The organism is Luteibacter sp. PvP120 (assembly GCF_054055715.1).
On sequence record NZ_JBSRXP010000003.1, the window covers coordinates 236,845 to 257,736 of the forward strand.

The following is a 20,892-nucleotide window of genomic DNA, read 5'->3' on the forward strand; positions in this document are numbered from 1 at the left end:
GGAGAAAAGCCTCTGATCGGTCCTTTGAAAGGTACTGTTTGAGGTACTGATATGCCCAAAGCGTTTCTCCAGACGCGCTCGACCGGGGTCTACGCCCGCTTCTTGGTGCCGCGCTCGCTACAAGCTCAGTGGGGCCGCCAATATGTGGTTCTGGCCTTGCGCGAGCGTGGGGACGCGGCACGCCTGTCGGCCGCTCAGCTCGGCTATGCTCTTGGAAAAGCGTTTGACGCTCAGCGACGCGGAGAACCGGTGACCCCAGATGAAGTGGAAAAGCTGTTGGAGCAGCTCCGCGGCGGTCGCCCGAGCGAGCTGACCCTCAAAGGCGTGCGGCTACCCAATGGCGTGGCTTTCGAGCATGTGCAAATCGATACGCCGGCAGACCTCGCGTTTTTTCGTCAGACCCTGATCGACGTCGGCGCTACGGCTACCGCACCTGCCCTTGCCCCTGCCGGAGCGGCAGCACCGACCAAGGCCTCCCCGTTGCTGAGCGCTTCGATGGAGCTTTTCTTGCGCCAATTTACTCAGAAGCAACGCGCGGCGAGCAATCTTTTGGACACCACCCACACGTTGCGCATCCTGGCCGGCGTGGTCGACGACAAGCCGATCGCCGAGATCGACGCCCAAGATACGGATTTGTTCCTGGATGCCATCGCGACGCTACCGCCCAACGCCACGAAGCGCTGGCCCAACTTGAACGTGCGCGAGGTGCTCGCCAAAGCCCGGCATGAAGGCCTCGCCGGCTTGAGCCATCGCACTCAAGAGAAGCACCTGGACCGCTTACGGGTGTTTTTTGGCTGGGCACATGAGCGCGGCGACATCGTCCGGAATCCGGCCAGGTCCTTGCACGTCATGACTCGGGCGCAAGAGGATGCATCCACCCGGGAGGCATTCACGCCCGCCGAACTGGCGCGCATATTCGACCCGGCCACTCGCGCGGCGGAGTGTGACCAACCGCATCGCTGGTGGGGCCCGCTCCTGGCGCTCTACACCGGTGCGCGGGTCACGGAAATCGCCCAGCTGTGGACCGATGATCTCGAAGAGGTCGACGGCATCTGGGGCTTTCATTTCGCACCGCGCACCGAGCGTGGGCAGCGGATCAAGAACGCCGTGTCTCGACGCTTTGTGCCCGTGCACCCGGCGCTGGGCGAGGCCGGGCTGCTGGCGTATCGAGACGAAGTCGCCGGGACCTTCGGCACGTCGCGATTGCTCCCGGGACTGTCCAAGAACAAGCCCGGGGACACGCTCGGCGACTGGTTCAACCGGACCTATCGGAAGGTGGTGAAGGTCGATGGTGTCTTCCACGGGTTCCGGCACACGTTCGCCAGTCGTGCTGAGCGTTGCGGACTGTCCGATGCCCGGCTAGGTCGGCTGACGGGACACAGCGCTGGCGGCTCGGTGCTGCGCAAGCACTACATCGATCCGCCCAGCTTGGCCGAGCGCGCGGCCGACATGGGCAAAGTGCAGTTCGAGGGGCTGCCGACCATCGCGCCCTATCGGACTGGGCAGTTCGCTGCGTTCATCGCACTCACGCAGCGACGCGTCACGATCGCTGCGGCCAAAGAAGCCCGCAAGCAACGGTCTATCAAATCGCGCTGAGTATCTAGTCCGCTTGGAGCGGGTGAAGGGAGACCGCGTCGCCCGGATGCAACACGTTGATTCGGATCGAATTCGCGCCGCCCCGTCGATGGCGAGACGATACCCTAAGCAGTACCCGATCGCCACCCCAGCCTGCGCCAGGCTGCAAACCTGCCCACCGCTCGGCCGCCTACCCTACCGCTTGGGCCTGTCCATTTCCGTCTTGCGCATGCCCAAGCTCAGGCCGGTCGGTAGGTCTTGAAGGGTGGCAATCAGCATCGGGCTGTCCACGATCATCCGTCCGTTCGCCAACCGCGCATACGACGGGTACCAGCGGCCCGAGGCCTCATTGAACTCGTATACGACGGTAGCGACCGAAATGCCCTTGGCGTCCAACCTATCGACCAGGGTGGCCGCTTGGGCTGCTGCCTCGGACAGGCCCTCATACGCGGCCGCGTGCGTCGCCGGGTTGGTCCCTCGGATGAGAAAAGACACCCGACATTGTCGATAAGGTCCTTCCAGGCAGATGATCGGCGCCTCCAACTGCCGGCTTCGATCAAGGACCGTCTTCAGCCAATTCCGCGCGGCGGCGTATACATCCTTTCCCGCTTCCGTCGCAATGGCTTTGACGAACGGGTTCCACAGAATTCCAAAAGCCAACGCGATCCGAATCAACTCATGGGTGGTGTTCGCCGCGTTGTAGGACATCTGTACGTGAACGGTCCGCGGTGGCGCATCGCTCAGGACGTCGTCCAACCATCCATCCGGTAGATCGCGAGGATCGGTGGCCAGCTCAATCGGACCATCGAACGCGACCTGAGGCGCCTCATCCCTGTGCGGCACCTCGCTGTCCGCAAGATCCAACTGAGCAAACGTTGCGAGGCCTCCTCGGCCGTAGTAGCCGACGATGCCTGCCACGAAGTGTTGGCCGTCAGGGGTAACGAAGGCTTCCACCTCGAGGACCTGACCCAAGGGAAGACCAGGGTCGTGGCCGTTCAGCAGCACGGCGGGGTCCCGTCGATGGCTGTCCACCAAAGCTGCGGGGTCAGCTGGCACGGCCAGCCGGCCGCTGGCGTCCCGTTCGTCGGTCCAAAGGACCGCCGAGGCCACCTGGGCGTAAACGGGCGGACCGTAATGCTCCATCGCCTTTTCGGCCCACTGCTTCGCCTCTGGCGTCAGTTGAATGTTATTGGCCATGTCCCTGCTCCGGCTTGTGCTCTAGCCATGGGATCATTCGTTGCGCAGATATTCAATGCTTCAGCAGGCCAGCCCAGGTGTGCCGCGCCCGACACTGCGTCTCCAGCGCCTCAATCGAGTGAACCTAACTGGGGCGTCTTGACTTGATGACGTTTGGGTTCAAGCTTTGTGCTCGACCAAAGGGAGGCAGGACGCATGATCGAACGGTACGAAGGGAATGCGGGGCAACGGCGGCTCATCGCTGCGTTGATGGAGGATCGTTTGGTGGCGCACCAAGCTGAATTGGCCGAACGCTTAACCGCCGTCGGCCAACTCGTCGCTTTCGCACCTGGCGACGTGTTCATCTCCCAAGGGGATCACACCAACGACGTGTTCTTCATTGTCGCCGGTGCCGTGAGCATCGCCGTCAATGGCGTCATCATCGCGAACCGCTTTTCCGGCCAATCGGTGGGCGAGATGGCAGCCGTCGAGCCGTCGCAACCTCGATCGGCAACTGTCACGGCGACCGCACCGACCGTGGTCCTGAAGGTCACGGAAGAACAGTTCTCTGGCGTCGCCGAAGCCTTCCCGGCCATCTGGCGGCACGTGGCAGCGACGCTGTCGCGACGTCTTAACGAGCGCAATCACTTAGTGACCGCCAAGCGAGAGGTGATCAAAGTGTTCGTCATGTCCTCGCGAGAAGCCCTGCCCATCGTCGACCTGATGATCGAGCAATTTGCCCACGACCCGTTTCTCGCGGTCGCCTGGAAGAACGGCGTCTTCAACGCCTCCCATTACACTCTCGATGATCTCGAGGCCATGCTCGACGATTCCGACTTCGCGGTGGCCCTGGCGTATCAAGATGACGTCGTGATCACTCGCGACGACGATGGCCCGTCATGCGGGACAATGTGGTGTTTGAGCTGGGGCTCTTCATGGATCGTCTCGGCCGACGCCGCGCCTTCTTGATGGAGCCGCGTGACGTTAAGCTCAAACTCGCAAGCGATCTGACGGGATTGACGACCATTCCTTATCGGTACGTACCGGGTAAAAATGCGGCGGATTATCTGGCGCCAGCCTGCGCCGCTCTGCGCCGCTTGATCTTGGACTCAATGGCGAAGGAGTAGTCATGGGACGGAAAGCGGACTTAGAGTCATGGTGCAACAGCGTCTTTCGTGATGCCTGGGAGACACGGCAGGGCGCAAAAGTGCCGGACGAAGACTCCAAGCTTAGCCTGATGAACGAAGCCATCGAATTGGAAGCGACGGTGCTCTACGCTGACATGGCCGATTCGACCAAACTGGTGGACACCAAGAAGGCGTCCTTCGCCGCCGAGATTTATAAGACGTTTTTGCACTGCGCCGCGCGAATCATCCAGGATTACGGCGGCGCGATCACCGCCTACGATGGTGACCGCATCATGGCGGTGTTCATCGGAGATCAGAAAAACACCAATGCGGTGAATGCGGCTTTACAAATTCGCTGGGCCGTCCTGCACATCATCACCCCGCAGATGAAGCGGACGTATCAAACCACCGACTATGTCCTTCGCCACGTCACCGGCATCGATTCAAGCTCGCTGTTCGTCGCCAAGACCGGGGTGCGTGGGGCCAACGATCTGGTCTGGGTTGGCCGAGCGGCCAACCATGCTGCAAAGCTCTCGTCCCTGCCTTCGGACTTTATCTACATCACCAAAGCGGTCTATGACCGATTGAACGATAGCGCGAAGATAGGAAGCAACGGAGCCACCATGTGGGAGGCGCGCAGGTGGACGTTCAACGATCAAACGATCTATCGGTCGAACTGGACTCGGTCGATCGGTTGACTCGGGTGGACGCGATGCAGCCCTCACCCGCCGAACTTCCGCGCCCCTCGGCATGTTTGGCAGGACCCACTGATTCCGCTCTGGTGTCGCATAGAGGTCCGGCGCTGTTGGTGCGCAGACCGACTCTTTCGAAGCTTGTCCAGCCTTGGCCACCGGGTCACGCTCTCCGGTGGTTGAGACCAACGTGATCGCTCCATCCACGCATGTTGCAACTCGGTAAGGAGCGGGGAAATGCCACGATATTCTGAGAGGGACCTAAACCGGGTTCGCCATGCGTTTCAGACCGCGTGCGCGGACTTGTTGGTGGCGCACGGCAGGCAAGTCGCGGAGCCCAATCAAATCAGCCGTTGTCTTGATGTCTTGCTCGATGCACTGGTCACGTCGAAGAGTCCTTCCGAATCGAGGGAAAGTCCCCGCTCGAGGCCGATGAGCTGAGCTGCACCCTGACGGACACGCTGCAAACCGCGCCTCGCGTCCGATGAATCGATCCAATCGTCCGCTGGATGGCGCATGGTTGGGACACCGAATATGCATATCGCGGATCCTCCTTTGCCCCTTGAATTTGAGACCTTCGTCAAAGATATTTAGGTGAAGGAGCGCACGCCCCGTGGGGATTGCGTGGGGTGTGCTGAGTTCTGGGGATTACAGACCAACTATTCGACCGGGGCCGCATCGGCCTCGCGGGGGAGAGCGCATGAGTTCCAGGACTTGGAGTGAGAGCCGTGCTGAAAAGCGCATTCAGGCCAGCATCGATGATGTGCCGCTCTCCGACATCACGATCAAGAAATATGTCCGTGAAACGGACCTGAGCAACTTGAGTAAGAAAGTTGCCTACCGGGTAGACGGTGTGCATCTGTATGCCGACATTCTCAATTTGAAGGACATGTTGCATGTCACGGAGACCGAAGGCGAAACATGCCACCGGCGCACGCTTCGTTTCCTGAACCTGCACTACCGGGCCGTCCAGCGCATCGTGAACAACGAGGACACGGTGCTGGTCGACTTTCACAATCAGCGCCTGCACACGGTCGTGACCAAGCCCTACGACGACGAGGCGCAGCGGATTCACCGTGCCATCGCCATTGGCCAGCTGATCATCGATGTGCTCGCGCGCACGGGCGAAGACGCCGATCACCCCGCGGCGAAGGTGCGGGTGGGCATCGACAGCGGCCTGGCTTTGGCCGTTAACAACGGTCGGCGCGGCCATCGGGAACCACTGTTTCTTGGAGAGCCTGCCAACCATGCGGCCAAGCGCTCGGGCGGCGGCACGAAGGCGGGTATTTACCTCACTAACACCGCGCGCAAGGTGATTAGCCTGAAGACCGTCAGCGACGAAGACGCTTCGGCGCTCACGGCGGACGAAATCAGCATCAGTCAGGGTAAGGCCGCGCTGGTGAGCACCGTTGATAAGGTCGTTGCCGATTGGAAAGCCGATCTCAAGGCCAATCCGATCGGTCGTTTCGAGTTCACCGCCCACACGCCACCCTACGCCGGCCTGGACTTCGAGTCTTTATCCGTCACAGCGACCCGACGGCAGGACGCGGCCACCGTCTACGCCGACATCGACGGCTTCACCAAGTATGTCAGCGCCAACATCACGGACGATGAGAAGGCAAAGCACGTCGTCCGATCGCTCCGGGTCCTTCGGAGCGAGCTGGATGCGGTCCTCCATACCGAATTCCGGGGCCGGAAGGTGCGGTTCATTGGCGATTGTGTGCACGGCCTCTTGGTCGAGGGCACCTACGCGACCACGGATGAGGAGACCACCGTCAGCAACATGGTCTTGTGTGCCGGCGGCATGCGCAGCAGCTTTCGTCTTGCCCTGAAGTTGCTGGACGCGGCCGGCACCAATGCCAAGAGCCTGGGGCTCCAGATTGGGTTTGAATATGGGCCGATGACGGCCACCCGCCTGGGCATGAAGGGTAGTCTCATCCGCTGCTCGGTCAGCCGCGGTGTGCTCACCGCCGAGCGAGAGCAAGGCCGGTGCAAGGGTGCCGAAACGGCCATCGGGGAGACGGCCTATAAGCGTGGGTCTCAAGCCGTTCGCGACCTCTTTGGCTCGAATCGCATCCGGGCAGACATGGACTATGCCGACGCCGTCGATGGGCTCGCCAACAAGGGCGACAAGACGGCCAAGGCTGCGCGCACCGGCGCGGCCGGCGCGTCCTTGCTCCAAGGTGCAACCTCGTCGTCAGGCGGGTATGGCTTTCGTGACAGCCCCGCAGGTCCGGCGAAACGCGATGGCTTCGCTTAATTTTTGGTACATCGAGAACCTGGCGCGGTTTCGCGAAGAAGGCCTCGCGCTGGCTGATCTGGCCGCGCGGGCCGACTGGCTCGCGGTTGGCCCGCAGCGCATCGACACGAAAGGTCGCATCATTGTCGACTTCACCATCGAGGTGGGCACGCGGGTGTATGAAGCCCGCCTGCGCTACCCGACGACCTTTCCGCTGTCACCGCCCACGGTCGGTTCCCGCGATGGCACGGCGACGTGGTCAAGACATCAGTATCAGAGCGGTGATCTCTGCTTGGAGTACCGCGCTGACAACTGGACTCCCGAGATTCTGGGGGCTCAAGTCGTTGAAAGCGCGTATCGGCTCCTATCAGGGGAAAACCCGTCACCAGGGGTCCGCGCTGAGGTGCCCAGTGCGCATGTGGTCAGCGAAGGCCAGCGGCTTCGCGGTTCGCACTCACGCTTCCTGTTGACCCGCTCATCGGAGGCCATCCTGAACGACCTGGCGCCGGGGGAAGGCTTCGATGCCATCGCCAAGCGCTTCAGCTTTAGCGTCGCCGGCGCCGTGCGCGTGATCAGCCATGCGGTGCTGCCGAATGGCGCCGAGTGGGAAGACCTGACGCTGCCCGTGGGGGACTACCGTGACCTGCTTGACGAGCCGATGCATGTCCGTCACCTGAGCAGTGAGGAGGACTATCCCAGTGACCTGGCCAAGGAGGCCTTCGATGCGCAGATGGCGACACTCGGGGTACCCGCCGCGGCCCGCGTGATCGTTCTTCTGAAGGACAGGGGCTTCCAGGCCTATCGGCTTTTCGGCGACGAGGTTCATGCGCTGGCGGTGATGGCTGCTTCGCCATTTCAGCCACGGCTCACGGCAGACCATGTCGCGCTCTCGCTCAAGCAAGTGGCCGTGGTCGGATGTGGCTCTCTCGGCAGCAAAGTGGCCACCTCGCTGGCCCGCTGTGGTGTGCGCAGCTTCGTCCTGGTGGACGATGACATCTTCACTCCCGACAACGTGGTTCGCCACGACCTGGATTGGCGTTCGGTCGGGTTGCACAAGGCGGATGCCCTGGCGAGCCGCTTGGGCCTGGTCCATCCCCGAGTGGCTGTGACAACCCGGCGCAGCAAGCTGGGCGGCCAAGAATCGGGGATAACCTCCGAAAGCATCATTGCCTCGATCGCGGGTGCTGACCTGGTCATCGACGCTACGGGTGTGGCCGAGACGGGCAATCTGCTGGGGGTCTTGCGCGAACGCGTGCACGTGCCGATTCTCTGGGGTGAGGTGTTCGCAGGCGGGATTGGCGGCTTGATCGCTCGGCAGCGCCCGGGCATCGAGCCAAGCATTGGCCTGATGCGCCGCGCCATCGAGAACTGGTTTGCCGACCACGACGTGCGCCCACCGGACATCTTCGTCCCCGATGAGCCCTACGCCCGCCAAGACGGCGAACAGGTCTTTGTCGCCGACGACGGCGATGTAAGCACCATCGCCAGTGCCATGACTCGCTTGGCCGTGGACACCTTGCTGAGCCGATCGCCGTCCCACTTCCCCCACTCCATCTATCTGATCGGGATGGCCCCTGAAGGGCCGTTCACGCAGGCGTTTGACACCCGTCCCATCGAACTGCCGCCGGTCGATGAACCGCTCGAAACGCAAGTCCTCACCAAGGCCGAGCACGACGAGGCGGTGGCCATGTTGGGCAACATGTTTGGTCAGGACGTCGTTCAATGATGCGGGTCACGATCACCCCACAGGCACTCGAGAAGCTGCGCGCCGCCTTGCAACACACGCCCGACCGCGAGGTGGGCGGCGTATTGGTGGGCCAACACCTGGGAGATGATCTCTTTGCGGTGCTCGACCTCAGTGTCCAGACCACCGAGGGGACCCGGGACCACTTTGTTCGAGATCCCGCCCTCCATCGGCCGTTCTTGGACGCGTTTTTTGAGCGCACAGGCCGCGACTACGCGACGTTCAACTACCTGGGCGAATGGCATTCGCACATCCACGTCGCCGCCGTGGCGAGCGGCACCGACGTGAGCACGATGCAGGCCCTCGTGGCTGATCCAGCGGTCAACGCCGCTATGGCGGTTTTAGTGATCGCAAGGCTCGGTCCACTACATCGGCTCGAGATGTCGGCCACCGTGTTCCGCAACGGGCATCACCCACACCCCGTGTCACTTTCAGTCACCGACTTAGGCAGCGCATCGTCTGTTCCGGCGACCCCCACCACACCATCGGCTCAGATCACTCGAGGAAATCCATGAAAGGACGTTACGAAGATCCGGCTGCACTCAAAGAGGCCCTGCTGGGCCAGCGCATCATTCAGGGCGAAGAGGCTCTGGCAGATGCGCTGATTCCAGAAGGCTCGTTGGTCGAGTTTCAACCGGGCGAGACGGTCATCACGCAAGGCACCTTCGACCGGGACGTGTATTTCTTGTTGTCGGGCACCGTGCGCATCATTATCAACGGCGTGCGTCACCATACCCGCAGCAAGGGCGATACCATCGGCGAGATGTCGGCGCTGAACGCGTCCATCGCTCGGTCCGCCACCCTGGAATCCGAAGGCGTCAGCGTCGCGTTCAAGGTCGACGGTCCGCGATTCGTTGCCCTGTTGAATAAACACCCGCAGGCATGGCCGCGCTTGGCGTCTGAGCTTGCTGCGCGCATCGAACAGCGCAACCAGTATGTAAACCCGACAAATCGACGCCCGCGAGTGTTCATCATCAGCTCGCTCGAAGGCAGGGAGATTGCCAGTGCCATCCAGCAAGGGCTTGAGTACGAAGATATCGCCGTCGAAGCGTGGGACGATCACAACATCTTTCCACCGGGCGCTTATGTGCTCGAAACGCTCGAGAAGGAGGTCGCTTCGGCTGACTTTGGCATTGCCATTGTGAGCCCGGATGATTTGGTGCGGGCCCGCGAAAGGGCTCAGCCGGCGCCGCGCGATAATGTCATTTTCGAACTAGGCTTCTTCGTCTCGCGGCTGGGTCGTCATCGCACTCTGCTGTTGACCCCACGTAACTCGCCAGACACTAAGATCCCAAGCGACTATAAGGGTATTGTGCCCATTTCTTATAAAGAAGCGTCCGATGACCAGAAGCTCGCATCGGCCATAAAGCCGACCGTGACCCAGATCATCAATGTGATCAAAGAACGCGGTATGCGCGCTTCGTATCAGGTCGCCCAGTAATTGCGACGCGAACGCGGCGCTTTTCGCCTCCCCGAGCATTTTTCCGTGGCCTAGTAATGAGAAAGCTCTTTTTCAGGAAGGACTCATGACGTTTGAATTGGTGCATACCTGGGTGACGTGCGGGTTGGCGATCGTCGGGGGCATTCTTCCGGTACACAGCTATTGCCGCTTAGTGAAACGCCAAAAACGTAAAGGCCCGGCCGCCTACGCGAAGTGGTGGAGTGCTGAGAAACGGAGCGCGACCAATCGCGAGATCCTGACCGTCGCGATATGGATAGTTATAGTGGCATTTGGACTGACCGCACCCTTGTATGCGTTGGACAAGGAGGCCGGCGGCTTGAACGCCATGTGGAACTACGTCTCGTTTGCTGGGCCGTGCGAGGCCGCATTGGTTGTGGGTTTGGGCATTCTAAAGTTGAAGCCGCATGTGAGCCAGCCCCTGACCGAGGTAGACTTTCGATATTACTTTGCTGGCATCCCGTTGCTGCTGCTGGGCTACGGTGGCTTCCTCGCGAAGAATACGAGTGTCTTGGCCACGCACGGGGCGTGGTTCATGCTTATCACCGCCAGCGCAGTCCCCCTTGTGGTGCGCCGGGTCTGGCACTACGGCGTGCCTATCCCTCGCGATTGCGAGTCCGACACAGGCCTGCTGTTTACCCTCATGAGTATAGGGAGTCTGACGGTCTTCTACGTGCGGTATCTCGTCAACTTCGGCCTGACTTAGCTCGTCAACGCGTGGATGATGGCAGGCACCAAAGCGGCTGCAAGGCAGCCGATCACCAGCGCCGCAGTGATGCGCCAATGCCAGTCGACGGGTCGCTTCACCGGCTCGTTCGAGGTGGAATCAACGGTGGGCTTGGAAGTGCCCACGAGGGTCGCGTGGTCGATGGCGGGCGCGGTCATGCTGCGATGCTCGGTAGCGGAGAGTAGCCACAGTACTAGCACGGCCTAAACTTTCGTCAATCGCCCAGCGGCACGACCTTGAACGGCCGTTTGAGCCGCTCGCGCCTGCGACGTTCACTACGCGCCGATCCGGAAGACACTGCCGAGCATTTCAAGCGACTCAGACCAGACTTCGCGCTGATCGCAGTCATGGCCAAACGCTCGCGGAGGTTGAGCGAAAGTTCAGTCGCTTCGCGAAAACCCTGCAAGGATCCGGAGTGCAGCCGCAGTTAATGACGCTCGAGAAAGACGATCTATCGGAATCTCCGATACCATGAGCCGGTTCGCCACCACTAGAGCAGTCAGCAAGCGGCGCAGTATCGGCACTTCGCTCGACCGCCCGGCAATCCCGTGATCCGAACAGCGCTGCTATCGTGCGCATCAGCTTACAGGGCCAAAGGCTGACACGCGTCCGCGATAGCCTACTACCCCAGCTTTTGACGGTTCGGTGCGCCGACGTCGCCACCTCGAATCCATCCGGTCTTCAGGCGCGTGGACATCCTTCCTTCCGGCGCCTGCGCCGAGCGTCGCCACCTCCATTTCCGCCGGCACCGTGGAGCTGCCGTATCGCGCATGGCTATCGCGTTGGATAGCAAGCCGCCAATCCGTATTCAGTCGGCGACTTGCGCCATTTCGCGTCGATGGCCTGCGCCAGCTTCGTCAGAGTAGACCCACAGGCCTTCGCCCAGTCTGCCAGTTGCACGGCATCCAAGCGGATCACGCCCCGCTCCGCCGACGACACATAGGATTGCGAGCGCCCCAGCCGCTCCGCCAGCTCGGCTTGCAATAGGTCCGCCTCTTCCCGCATCGCCCGCAACGCGTCTAAGACCGCCTGATTCTCAGGCCGGGTTTGGCTCTTCTGGGCTATTGGCTTCCGGGGGCGCGGCGTCTTGGGCATGGGCACGTCTAGGCAAAATCTGACCTGACGCTATAGCCAAGGTTTGCGTACGACGACTTCGTTTATCCAATGTTTTGATATATGGCCTGAGATTACGTTAGCCTCTTCCCGCCAGATGATTGGCCACCTCGGGAAATCACCATGCGTCGCCTGACCGCTTTCGCTCTGATCTTCGCCTCTTCCGCCGCCAGCGCTGGCCAGGCAGACGTCTGCTATTCCGCCAGCGCTCCAGGCGATTCGCCCAACAAGCTCACCGCCTCGACGGCCTTGGACTGCCCTTCCGCCGGCCGCCATACCCTGCCCCAGCTCGCCCAAGCCGGCTGGTCGGTCGCCTCGGTGCAATCGGTCGTCGTGGACTACTCCCCCGACCCGGCCACCCACATGCCGCGGAGCGCAACGGCTTGGATGCTGGTCATTCAAAAGGGGTCCCCATGATCCGCGGCTTCGCCACCCCGGCCGTCTTCGTCCTCCTGACGCTCGCCGGATGCTCCCATGACGGCGGGTCAGCGCCGCCGTCGGTCCAAAGCGTCCCTGGGCCGACGACCACCGCGGCCTCCGGTCCCGCTCCCGCCTCTGTGCCTGCAACCGCACCGCCGACAGCAACGGTGACCGCCGCCGAGAAGCCGTTCGACCACTATCGGACGCCGGCCGATGACGCCCTAGCCTGGGTTGCGACCTACTACGCCGTGGCCGGCACACCGCCGGACTACCCGGCCGTGGCCGCTCGGCTGGATCCTGAGTTCCAGCGGACCAGCGATGCATTCGCCCGGCGCGACGCGGTGGCCGCCATCAAAGCCAAGCTCGACGCCGCGATCGCAGTGGCCAAAGCCAACCCGTATGTGCGCCTGCCGCCGGTGTTGGGAACCCTGCCCGCCTACGACCTCGAGCACGGCCATTACGACCTGTTGCCCCTCATCGGGCCGGACCTCCGGGTGAGGGTCGCCGACGGCGCCGCCAGCGTCAGCTTTGCGCCCAGCCCAGGCGTCGCCGCTTACACGCCCGCGAGCGAGGCCGACGCCCGCCAACTGGAACACGCCATCAGCAGCAATCCGCTGGGCCGAAAAGTCCAAGTGGCGGTCTATGGGAAGGTCCTGGCGGCGACGCTCCGAGGCGGCGAGCCGCAACTCACGGTCATGCCCAGCCGCGTGGTCCTTGAGAACTACCTCATCGGCAAAGACCCCGAGCCCTTGTTCACCGCCACGGTGCCCTGACCGCCCCATGGCCGCTGCCTTGCGGTGGCCGGTTACTCCCACATCGGAGACCCCCATGATGCTTGTGCTTGGCCTGGCCGCGCTTGGCGCCGCGGGTGTGTTCGCCGTGGTGCGCCGAACGCCGAGCCCACCCGCACGTCCGGCAGCGGCTCGGCCCCGCCCCCTCGGCGCTTGGCGCGCCGCTGCCTCGGAAAGCCCAACCCTGCGCTTGGCGGTCGACGCCATGCACAGCCACACGGATCTGATTCGTCAGATGGCCGACGGCTGGCTTTTGTCGGCGAACCAGAATGTGCGGGAGCCCGACACCTTTTGCGCCAATGTCCAACGCTCCGAGGAATTGGCCGGTCGGCTTGAGGACGAGTGCATCGCGGTCATCGCAGAGCTGCGTGAGCTGGAGCAAAAGCGCGATCGGGTCGGGCTTTACGACCTGCGCCGGGAACAGGCCCTCCAAGTGGCCACCTGGGCCGACTCGGTCAACCGGGTGCTGCGCGCACGGGTGGTCGAGCTGGCCCAGACCCAAGGCGTCCGGCCCGAGGACCTGATCACCGCCGGTGCCAAGACGGCCTCCCCCGTGACGATGGCCAAGGTCGAGGCACTGATGACCCGCCCCGCGGACCGGGGCCCTCCCTCCCTCAAGGACTTGCTGGCATGACTGATCTCGACTTTGCCCGGTACAACACCAAACAGCTGCTTGCCCATTGCCAAGGCAACCAGCGTTCGCTGGCGTTGAATCCGTTGGGCTATCAGCAGTATCAACGCGACGCCCTGGCCCGCGCCGCGCGCAAAGAGGCCGAGATCGATGAGGAATGCCGCGCGTTTCGCGCGTGGCGCTCGGGCTTCTTGGGCCCGCGCCGGGAGGCTTGGGCGCACCTGGACGAGGCAAGCCACCGGGCCATGCAGCAGGCGCTGGGCGAGTTGCTGCGGTTGCAGACGGCTTGGGCCACGCTTGCGCCGATGGTGACGCCCGACGAACGCGAGCATTGGTTGGCCCGATTGCCAGCGGGTAGTGCCGTCCCGGCGCCCCCTGCCGAAAACGCCGATCACTAACGGACCGGAGGGCGTCCGCGCCCGCCCTGGACCACTACACTCCATCCCTCTGCACTTGCCAAGGACGCGCCGTGCCCGACCTCGACTCTTCAGCTCCCCTACCGCTCGCCACCGTCATCGCTGCCACCGTGGCGCTTGATGATGCGCTGGGTCGTGGGCACTTTCCGCAAGCCCGGCACCATGCGCGCGTGATTGCGCTGCGCGCCGACGTCAACGATTTCCCCGAGGTGGCCTCAGGTGCCCGAGGCCTGATGGTCGCGCTCAACGCGGTTCGTCCCGAGCGTGAGGTGTGGGTGCGATCGCTCGACCAGCTCCATTTCGCCATCGACCGAGCGCTAGATGCCTCGGCGGTGGAGAGCGCATCGTGAGGCGAAGCGTCGAGTTTCCAACGGCCAGCACAGAAGGATTACTCAGGACGGTTGGTGAACTGACTGCCAGGTAGTGAGCACACGCAAGAGTTGTGGACAATCTCGCAACGCTTACCGTCAAGATGCCACCACCGTAGGGCTAAGCCGTAGCCGCTTGGTCTTGCGCAAAACGTTCTCGCCACTCCCGGCTCATACCATCCGACTGACGAAGAATCATCGGCACTTCAATTGCCGCGTTCTCATCTACTTCTATGCCCATCGCATGCAGAACGGTCTCCACAACCCCACTCCCATCGTCGAGGAGATCTTCGTAAAAGATACGAATAGGCGCCACTCCCGTCCGTTCGAAGATGTCTTCCCAAGACTTCTTTTGTTGCTGGACGCTGTATAGACATGACTTGATGTGATCAAAGTCGTAAGGCACATCACGCGTGTTCTCCACTCCCGCAAACCACGTCTTGCTTCGACGCGCCCTGGAATACGACATCGCCTGACCAATCTCGTCCTGTCGCGTCAAATATACGACATAGTTCGGGGTGATCTCTTCCAACAACTGGGGGTAAGACCGCGCAATCTCGATGTAATTCGCTGGAAACATTTTGAAGCCAAAGACGCCGTTCAGCGAAGTTCGGAGTCGCCGAATGTCGCGCCAATAGTCTCGAATACGCTCAGCCGGAATCAGACCTTTCTCATCGGGGGTATACCCCAATCGGCGAAAGACCTGCCCCATGACCGGGAAATTCAGATACTCCATCGGAGCGCCAAGTAAGCCGCTTTGCCACAGTCGGATTGCGCAGTAAGTGGAACCCGAGCGAGGGACCGTCGCTAACATGTAAGAGCCAAGCGGCTCCGCGCCAAAACAATTGAAATCCGCCTGCGCGCTATAGAGACGATGAATCACATGCATCCGTTCGGCTACTCTTGTATCCGCTGACATTGCTCACTCCGCCAGGCATGTGGCAGGGGCCTTGTCCAACTTGCCGCTCCCGAAGAAATGTCGCTTAAACTCCTCTTTTGCCCACTCGTCGGCATTGGCAACCTGAGCTGGGGTCAGCGACCGGCTCAGCGTTTTAGCGTTCAAATCGAGGAGCTGGGAATAACTCCCTTCGGCCCCGTATTGCAGTAGCCGAGTCGCACGGTATGCCGTGAATGGCAAGCCTATGTTGACCTGTCCCGCTAAGCTTTGCCCACGGTGCGATAGGCTATCGGGTGGCGTGGCAAGGGTTTGAACCATGCGCCAATCACCCGCAGCCATGCGCGCCTTGACATACGATGCAGCTTCCGCGCCGTAAGCCTCAATATCTGATTTCTCCGTGGGAAAATAGCCACCATCAATAAAGCACAGCTGTGCATCCGCGTCCCCCGCACGAGCGGCGCTCGCCGTGGCACGGGTCAGATCCTCCTGCAAACGAACAGGGTCAGTCGCACAATCGGACTTGCTCAGCGCGGCGTTCATTGCACTTGACTCTTCAGGCAAGGACCGGCACTCAGCAGGTGCAGCATTCGCGCCAGTAGCTGATGCGCATTGCTGACGTTTCAGCTCAAGTGTCCGAACCTTGTCTGCCCTGGACACGCAAGCCTTTGTTGCCGTGAACTGCGCGTGCTCAGCCATTCCTGATCCGGCGCTCCGAGAATTACTCGCCGATTGACTCAGTGGCGCGTCCTGTACCGGAGCGCTGGCCTGCGAAATCTCATCCTCCTTAACCGACTCAGCAAATGCTTGCGAATCTGAATCCGCTTGGGCCACGTTAGCGGGTTGCCGATTGGCTGCATAGGCGACCGCAACCACCCCTGCCGCCAGTAATACTAGGATCAACTTATGATGGGAGCGCATAGTGTTACCTCACCGGATGAACACGAGACTGTCTGACTACTCAGCACACTGAGCGCCGTTGTCACTCAGATAAGCCTGCTCGGCGGCCTGCCCCGCCGCAGTTGCACCAGCCTCTGCAGCTGCTGCTTGTTCGGCGGTCATCGAGGCTGTGTTGTTGCGTTGGTGATACCACTCGTGTGTCAACGTATCCACCGTCTGGGCATCGGAATCGAACGCCCGCATGTACAGCGTGCTATGAGGAGGCGTACTGACCAAGGTCCGCCCATTCAGGGAAATCCATGCATTCCCACCAGCCGGCGGCGTACCCGGCGCGTCATAAGTCCCCGCCGTCTGGAAACCCACTTCTCGCCCGGATGAATCCAAGCTGGCAAAGGCATAAAGCGGCGAGAAATCCGTAATGCCGCCGGGAGCCGCGGACGCCCCGCCATACACCTGAGCACAATGGGTAAGGCGAGCCTGCTGCTGACTTGATGGATACACGGGCGTTGGAGTTGAGCCACCGCCTCCGCCACCACTGCCACCATCCCCGCCGCTGCCGCCATTACCGTCGCCGCCACCGCCACCGCCACCGCCACCTGACGGAGGGCCAACGGTCGCTGTTACCGAACAGCCCCCCGGACCACAGGACCCGTGCGACTCCGTGGTGAGATTTGCACCGGCGATGAGCTGAATTTCCGCGGGCGTCAACGCTCGCATCTTCGGAGCTGGAGCACAGCTGTTTTCCCCAGGAGCAGCGCCGCAGCCCCGTGACGTTCCTGTGGGTGGGGCGGCCTTAGCAAGAGTGACATCCCCCACCGCTGGCGAAGCCAAGGCGACAGCACTAAGACAGGTTGCGCCAAAGCTGACAGCTACTGACACATTTCGATGATGCATGCACCACTCCTTTTTGCAGATTCTCATCACTTCGAATGCAACCGTCCTCTGCCGCACAAGGGCGTCGAACGCTGACGTTCAAGCACACCTACCCTGCTAGCCTGTGCCGATTTTAAACCTGACCCTTAGCCTACCACTTCAAGTTTCCTACTTGGCCAAGTTTTAATAACCGATATCTTACGATTTTGCCGAAGATGCGCAGACTATCCGAAGGAGATTCCGTATCAATTACGGCAAGACAAAACCACGGGCGCACATCAGCAAATAAGACAAGATTGGTTCAAGCTCACCATGGTACTGAGCTTGTCGAAGCCGGATGAGATAGCCGCATCGCGAGAGCGCCGACAGCTCATGGAGAGGTAGATACAGGCTGCCGCGAACATCCGTATTAAGGGACCAATGGAACATGGCGCGCGCGGCACGACCATTGCCATCGTCGAATGGATGCAGATTCATTAAAGCGAGCATAAGCACTGTAGCCGCCAGCCCGGGGTGTTTTCGATGGTAAACACACCAATACTGACAAATTGCCCTCATTCTTCCGGTAATTTCTTTTGGATCCGGGTATTTCACAGACACTGATCGCGCATCAGCCCGTGATTGAACCTGGCCACTGCGGTATCCCTGCCTTTCAGGGCAAAGATGGCACTGAATTGCAAGGATGTAAGACTCCAGATGTTCGACGCTGAAACATTCACCTGGGTTCAATCTTGGAATCGGGCCGTCGCGAAGGGCGCGCAACTCGGTCGATGTTTTTTCGTGGACCGGGATTTCTGTCACCGCACCGACGACAAAAGAAGAAAGAGGATGAGTCAGCGACTCCCTAGCAAAGGGAGCGGGGTCGTCCCTGGCAACGGGATGGCCCTGAAGCCAAACTTCGACCCGCTTCATCGCTTCGGACGGATGCGCCACCGAAAACACAAGGGCCAGCTGCTCAGCTAGATCTAATACACGCTGAGGCAGTTTTTCCGGATCAGGCAAGTCCATAAGGGGCATCGCTACAAGCATTGCCAAGCCTTGCTCTTGCGGCGCGACCCTTGATCCAAAAAATCAGCCATGGCGCGCATCACGACGGTCAAGCACTCCTCGCTTCCGAAGTAGCTCGATGATTTCGTTGGCCAAAAATCTTGGTGACGCCAACTCGCTGTCGAGCCGCAGCTCAGGGCTCAACGGCACCTCGTACGGGTCATCAATGCCTGTGAACTGTTTTAACAGCCCTGCTCGCGCTTGCGCATAGAGCCCTTTGACATCGCGTCGTTCGCAGACGGCGATGTCTGTGCTGACGTATACCTCAATAAAATCGGCAACAGACGACACCAGTGTTCTTGCCGCCAAACGCGCCCCCGCATAGGGTGCGATCGGCGCACAAATCGCAATACCGCCATGCCGCGCCACCTCCGTGGCGACATAGGCAATTCGCAAGATATTCGCATCCCGATCCTGCTTGGAGAAACCCAGCCCCGCGGACAGTACGGTCCTGACCTCGTCCCCATCAAGCATCGTCACGACTCGTCCTTCAAACTCCATCAACTGTGCCTTAAGGGATTCAGCAATTGTTGATTTTCCGGCTCCTGACAGACCTGTCAGGAACACGACGCAACCTCGTCGTGCATCCCGTGAAGCTTCCCGAAGCCGACGCTCCACCTCCGGGTAGGTGTACCAAGGGGGCAGGTCCTCGCCCGACCCGAGCAGACGCCTCAGCTCAGTTCCCGATATGTCAACGGACGGCTCATCGGGTTCCAATTCTGAGGTGGAAACAAACACACCTCTACCGGGCGAGTACACCATGGGAGGAAACGCCAGGATTTGAATCGGAAGCTCATCGTTCAGCGACTCCAAGAGACGCTGAGCCGCCAAGGGCTCATAGAACAGTTTCCCGGTGACATCCTGTCCAGGTCCTGCGTGGTCGCGGCCGACGATGAAGTGGGTTGCACCGAAGTTGGAGCGAATTAGGGCGTGCCACAGCGCTTCCCGCGGACCCGCCATGCGCATCGCGAGCGGCAGAACTGCAAGCTTCACACGGTCGGCGGGATATCGATCAAGAACCGCGCGATAGCAGCGAACCCGTGTATGCACATCAACATCGCCAGGCTTTGTGGTGCCGACCACTGGGTGCAGAAGCAATCCGCCGGCCTGCCCTTGAAGCGCGCGTTGAGTGAGTTCGACATGTGCCCGGTGCATCGGGTTTCGCGTCTGAAATGCGACGACGCGTTCCCATCCGCGCTCACGGAACCAAGCTCGCAGCTGGAAGGGGGAAAGGCGCAGGTCAGTAAAATCGTGATGATAATCCCGCTCCAGGCCTTTGACAGGGCCGCCGAGGCAGACCGGTTGCCGCATGACGGTGTCTCGCACGCCGGGATGGAATTGATCGGTCGTGCCGAACACCTGAAGAGCCTCATGCGCGTAGTCGGGTCGGAACTTACTGGTGACCGTCATAACCGCGAGCAGAGACCCCTTTGGGTCTTTCAACACGATCCGATCGCCGGTGCTCACTGAGGTCGAAACCACTTCACTCACATCAAGCGTCACGGGAATGGGCCAAAGCCTGCCTTCTTCAAGACGCATGTGGGAGACGACGCATCCATAGTCGTTTTCCCCAAGAAACCCTGAAAGTGGAGAAAATCCTCCATTGAGAATCAGCTCCAAATCACAGCGCTGCCTTGGATTCAGTGTGACCGATAGAAGGCCGGCCGTCTCACGGCGCAACACCTCAGCTTCGGCATCCGATGCATACCATTCTTGGACTTGTCGCCCATCGTTAATGGGCGCTTGAAGCGGAGATGTATGCTTTGCACGGAACGACATCTAAAGCCTCTCGACTGTGACTTGATTGAACGCAAGAAACACCGCTTCGTGCAACTGTAGCCCTTGCGGCTTCCCCATTGCAAAAGCGAACGCTATTGGCACTTTGGCGGCTTCCGTAAGTTGAGCCGCCATGGCTCGCGACGCCGACGAGGCCCGGTTCTGCCCTCATCGCCCAGTGTCGAAAATGGATTCCAATGGGCAAGCGGGCGTTGTCGTGGCAGCCATCGGTCGAGCCGATGTTTTTGTGCCGCCAGGATCAGTGCCAGCGCTCGGGCTCGGTGCGGGAACGATTCGTGTCGCGGGCGTGCTTGATACGGCACCGCCCACGCTTTTCGCAGACGAGCAAAATAGTGCTTCCCGCCACTCTATCGACCTCTCACGGATATCTCGCAACTCTCTGCGGACTTGTGAGATCGAAAGGTAGCCATACCTCATGCTGCTTCAACGCGCCAGCAGGTTTTCCTGTGCCGCGTCCAAGGCTTCCGCTAGCTCAAGGATTCCACCGCCATACCCGGGCGCTGGAATACTCCCTTCCGCTCGCAACACCCTCGCCAAGCCCTGGGCCGCTACGACGATCGATTCTTGCCCTTCGTCAGCAGCGTCTGCAGCAATCCGAGCCAGATGCACGCGTGCTTTATCGAAGTCCTTCTCGAGAACGGCATGGCTCATGAGCGCAGCCTGCCGGCTCAGCGCAGCCAGTGCCTCGATGGCGTCATCATGAGTGTCCATGGGGCATCGTAATCCGGGCCGCTTCGGTCAGCAACGCCGCGGAGGGCCTTGCTAGCCCCAATTAAGCATGATCATGCCTCGCTGACGATGGGAGCACCCCAGCCGTCGTAGCTCACCTGGAAGAGCGCGGCGATGCACTGCATAAATCTCGCTACGGAAAGCACGGCGTACTGTTCCACTGCCATCGAGAT

General features: G+C 61.0%; 20 protein-coding genes and 1 pseudogene. 13 read left to right on the forward strand and 8 right to left on the reverse strand.

All coding sequences use genetic code 11. The features are described 5' to 3' along the window. Positions 1-51 precede the first annotated feature (51 nt). Positions 52-1,596: a site-specific integrase gene (locus ACVKN3_RS08265; RefSeq protein WP_354514447.1), complete on the forward strand. Its 1,545-nt coding sequence runs from the start codon at positions 52-54 to the stop codon at positions 1,594-1,596. Between the two features lie 174 nt (positions 1,597-1,770). On the opposite strand, the gene ACVKN3_RS08270 is transcribed toward ACVKN3_RS08265, so the two are convergent. Beyond that, positions 1,771-2,772: a hypothetical protein gene (locus ACVKN3_RS08270; protein ID WP_354514446.1), complete on the reverse strand. Its 1,002-nt coding sequence runs from the start codon at positions 2,770-2,772 to the stop codon at positions 1,771-1,773. A gap of 249 nt (positions 2,773-3,021) precedes the next feature. Between ACVKN3_RS08270 and ACVKN3_RS08275 the strand changes: the two are divergent. The 7 genes and pseudogenes from ACVKN3_RS08275 (at position 3,022) to ACVKN3_RS08305 (ending at position 10,718) form a co-directional block, all read left to right on the forward strand. Further along, a pseudogene (locus ACVKN3_RS08275) lies at positions 3,022-3,878 on the forward strand (TIR domain-containing protein). A 2-nt stretch (positions 3,879-3,880) separates the two neighbouring features. After that, positions 3,881-4,576: an adenylate/guanylate cyclase domain-containing protein gene (locus ACVKN3_RS08280; protein ID WP_354514444.1), complete on the forward strand. Its 696-nt coding sequence runs from the start codon at positions 3,881-3,883 to the stop codon at positions 4,574-4,576. Positions 4,577-5,270: 694 nt separating this feature from the next. Further along, positions 5,271-6,830: an adenylate/guanylate cyclase domain-containing protein gene (locus ACVKN3_RS08285; RefSeq protein ID WP_354514441.1), complete on the forward strand. Its 1,560-nt coding sequence runs from the start codon at positions 5,271-5,273 to the stop codon at positions 6,828-6,830. Continuing rightward, positions 6,817-8,535, forward strand: coding sequence for a ThiF family adenylyltransferase (locus tag ACVKN3_RS08290; RefSeq protein ID WP_354514440.1), 1,719 nt, complete (start codon positions 6,817-6,819; stop codon positions 8,533-8,535). The genes ACVKN3_RS08285 and ACVKN3_RS08290 overlap by 14 nt, the downstream gene beginning before the upstream one ends. Continuing rightward, positions 8,532-9,068, forward strand: a complete 537-nt coding sequence (locus tag ACVKN3_RS08295; RefSeq protein WP_354514438.1) for a Mov34/MPN/PAD-1 family protein — start codon at positions 8,532-8,534, stop codon at positions 9,066-9,068. The genes ACVKN3_RS08290 and ACVKN3_RS08295 overlap by 4 nt, the downstream gene beginning before the upstream one ends. Continuing rightward, a complete protein-coding gene (locus tag ACVKN3_RS08300) occupies positions 9,065-9,994 on the forward strand; it encodes a TIR domain-containing protein (protein ID WP_354514436.1) in 930 nt (309 codons plus the stop codon). Before ACVKN3_RS08295 ends, ACVKN3_RS08300 begins: the two co-directional genes overlap by 4 nt. An 85-nt stretch (positions 9,995-10,079) precedes the next feature. Next, positions 10,080-10,718 carry a hypothetical protein gene (locus tag ACVKN3_RS08305; RefSeq protein WP_354514434.1) on the forward strand — a complete coding sequence of 213 codons (639 nt, stop codon included), beginning with the start codon at positions 10,080-10,082 and terminating at the stop codon, positions 10,716-10,718. On the opposite strand, the gene ACVKN3_RS08310 is transcribed toward ACVKN3_RS08305, so the two are convergent. After that, a complete protein-coding gene (locus tag ACVKN3_RS08310) occupies positions 10,715-10,897 on the reverse strand; it encodes a hypothetical protein (protein WP_354514432.1) in 183 nt (60 codons plus the stop codon). The two genes, ACVKN3_RS08305 and ACVKN3_RS08310, sit on opposite strands and share 4 nt — an antisense overlap. Before the next feature lie 616 nt (positions 10,898-11,513). Next, positions 11,514-11,834, reverse strand: a complete 321-nt coding sequence (locus ACVKN3_RS08315) for a helix-turn-helix domain-containing protein (RefSeq protein ID WP_354514430.1) — start codon at positions 11,832-11,834, stop codon at positions 11,514-11,516. 141 nt (positions 11,835-11,975) lie between these two features. Here ACVKN3_RS08315 and ACVKN3_RS08320 point away from each other — a divergent pair, with 141 nt between their 5' ends. From ACVKN3_RS08320 to ACVKN3_RS08340, 5 genes are all read left to right on the forward strand, one after another. Beyond that, a complete protein-coding gene (locus ACVKN3_RS08320; RefSeq protein WP_354514428.1) occupies positions 11,976-12,269 on the forward strand; it encodes a hypothetical protein in 294 nt (97 codons plus the stop codon). Continuing rightward, entirely contained in the window at positions 12,266-13,045 is a 780-nt protein-coding gene (locus ACVKN3_RS08325) for a hypothetical protein (protein ID WP_354514426.1), read from the forward strand. Before ACVKN3_RS08320 ends, ACVKN3_RS08325 begins: the two co-directional genes overlap by 4 nt. Positions 13,046-13,100: 55 nt before the next feature. Then, positions 13,101-13,697 carry a hypothetical protein gene (locus tag ACVKN3_RS08330; RefSeq protein WP_354514424.1) on the forward strand — a complete coding sequence of 199 codons (597 nt, stop codon included), beginning with the start codon at positions 13,101-13,103 and terminating at the stop codon, positions 13,695-13,697. Next, entirely contained in the window at positions 13,694-14,092 is a 399-nt protein-coding gene (locus ACVKN3_RS08335) for a hypothetical protein (protein ID WP_354514422.1), read from the forward strand. The genes ACVKN3_RS08330 and ACVKN3_RS08335 overlap by 4 nt, the downstream gene beginning before the upstream one ends. A 71-nt stretch (positions 14,093-14,163) precedes the next feature. Beyond that, positions 14,164-14,460 carry a hypothetical protein gene (locus ACVKN3_RS08340; protein WP_354514420.1) on the forward strand — a complete coding sequence of 99 codons (297 nt, stop codon included), beginning with the start codon at positions 14,164-14,166 and terminating at the stop codon, positions 14,458-14,460. 139 nt (positions 14,461-14,599) lie between these two features. Here ACVKN3_RS08340 and ACVKN3_RS08345 read toward each other — a convergent pair whose 3' ends face one another. The 5 genes from ACVKN3_RS08345 to ACVKN3_RS08365 form a co-directional block, all read right to left on the reverse strand. Further along, on the reverse strand, positions 14,600-15,397 hold the full coding sequence (locus ACVKN3_RS08345) for a Stf0 family sulfotransferase (protein ID WP_354514418.1): 798 nt from the start codon (positions 15,395-15,397) through the stop codon (positions 14,600-14,602). A gap of 3 nt (positions 15,398-15,400) precedes the next feature. Further along, on the reverse strand, positions 15,401-16,072 hold the full coding sequence (locus tag ACVKN3_RS08350) for a hypothetical protein (protein ID WP_354514416.1): 672 nt from the start codon (positions 16,070-16,072) through the stop codon (positions 15,401-15,403). A gap of 1,323 nt (positions 16,073-17,395) precedes the next feature. After that, positions 17,396-18,154 carry a Fic family protein gene (locus tag ACVKN3_RS08355; RefSeq protein WP_354514414.1) on the reverse strand — a complete coding sequence of 253 codons (759 nt, stop codon included), beginning with the start codon at positions 18,152-18,154 and terminating at the stop codon, positions 17,396-17,398. 63 nt (positions 18,155-18,217) lie between these two features. Beyond that, the gene (locus ACVKN3_RS08360; protein ID WP_354514412.1) at positions 18,218-19,972 is read right to left on the reverse strand and encodes a bifunctional sulfate adenylyltransferase/adenylylsulfate kinase; all 1,755 of its coding nucleotides are present in this window, start codon (positions 19,970-19,972) and stop codon (positions 18,218-18,220) included. 441 nt (positions 19,973-20,413) lie between these two features. Continuing rightward, a complete protein-coding gene (locus ACVKN3_RS08365) occupies positions 20,414-20,701 on the reverse strand; it encodes a hypothetical protein (RefSeq protein ID WP_354514410.1) in 288 nt (95 codons plus the stop codon). Positions 20,702-20,892 lie beyond the last annotated feature (191 nt).

Bases quoted from the DNA above. Each gene is read 5' to 3' on its own strand.
- ACVKN3_RS08325 (WP_354514426.1), top strand. From the start codon at position 12,266: ATGATCCGCGGCTTCGCCACCCCGGCCGTCTTCGTCCTCCTGACGCTC.
- ACVKN3_RS08360 (WP_354514412.1), bottom strand. From the start codon at position 19,972: ATGTCGTTCCGTGCAAAGCATACATCTCCGCTTCAAGCGCCCATTAAC.
- ACVKN3_RS08310 (WP_354514432.1), bottom strand. From the start codon at position 10,897: ATGACCGCGCCCGCCATCGACCACGCGACCCTCGTGGGCACTTCCAAG.
- ACVKN3_RS08305 (WP_354514434.1), top strand. From the start codon at position 10,080: ATGACGTTTGAATTGGTGCATACCTGGGTGACGTGCGGGTTGGCGATC.
- ACVKN3_RS08285 (WP_354514441.1), top strand. From the start codon at position 5,271: ATGAGTTCCAGGACTTGGAGTGAGAGCCGTGCTGAAAAGCGCATTCAG.
- ACVKN3_RS08335 (WP_354514422.1), top strand. From the start codon at position 13,694: ATGACTGATCTCGACTTTGCCCGGTACAACACCAAACAGCTGCTTGCC.
- ACVKN3_RS08355 (WP_354514414.1), bottom strand. From the start codon at position 18,154: ATGGACTTGCCTGATCCGGAAAAACTGCCTCAGCGTGTATTAGATCTA.
- ACVKN3_RS08270 (WP_354514446.1), bottom strand. From the start codon at position 2,772: ATGGCCAATAACATTCAACTGACGCCAGAGGCGAAGCAGTGGGCCGAA.
- ACVKN3_RS08280 (WP_354514444.1), top strand. From the start codon at position 3,881: ATGGGACGGAAAGCGGACTTAGAGTCATGGTGCAACAGCGTCTTTCGT.
- ACVKN3_RS08315 (WP_354514430.1), bottom strand. From the start codon at position 11,834: ATGCCCAAGACGCCGCGCCCCCGGAAGCCAATAGCCCAGAAGAGCCAA.
- ACVKN3_RS08290 (WP_354514440.1), top strand. From the start codon at position 6,817: ATGGCTTCGCTTAATTTTTGGTACATCGAGAACCTGGCGCGGTTTCGC.
- ACVKN3_RS08330 (WP_354514424.1), top strand. From the start codon at position 13,101: ATGATGCTTGTGCTTGGCCTGGCCGCGCTTGGCGCCGCGGGTGTGTTC.
- ACVKN3_RS08350 (WP_354514416.1), bottom strand. From the start codon at position 16,072: ATGGCTGAGCACGCGCAGTTCACGGCAACAAAGGCTTGCGTGTCCAGG.
- ACVKN3_RS08365 (WP_354514410.1), bottom strand. From the start codon at position 20,701: ATGGACACTCATGATGACGCCATCGAGGCACTGGCTGCGCTGAGCCGG.
- ACVKN3_RS08345 (WP_354514418.1), bottom strand. From the start codon at position 15,397: ATGTCAGCGGATACAAGAGTAGCCGAACGGATGCATGTGATTCATCGT.
- ACVKN3_RS08320 (WP_354514428.1), top strand. From the start codon at position 11,976: ATGCGTCGCCTGACCGCTTTCGCTCTGATCTTCGCCTCTTCCGCCGCC.
- ACVKN3_RS08300 (WP_354514436.1), top strand. From the start codon at position 9,065: ATGAAAGGACGTTACGAAGATCCGGCTGCACTCAAAGAGGCCCTGCTG.
- ACVKN3_RS08265 (WP_354514447.1), top strand. From the start codon at position 52: ATGCCCAAAGCGTTTCTCCAGACGCGCTCGACCGGGGTCTACGCCCGC.
- ACVKN3_RS08295 (WP_354514438.1), top strand. From the start codon at position 8,532: ATGATGCGGGTCACGATCACCCCACAGGCACTCGAGAAGCTGCGCGCC.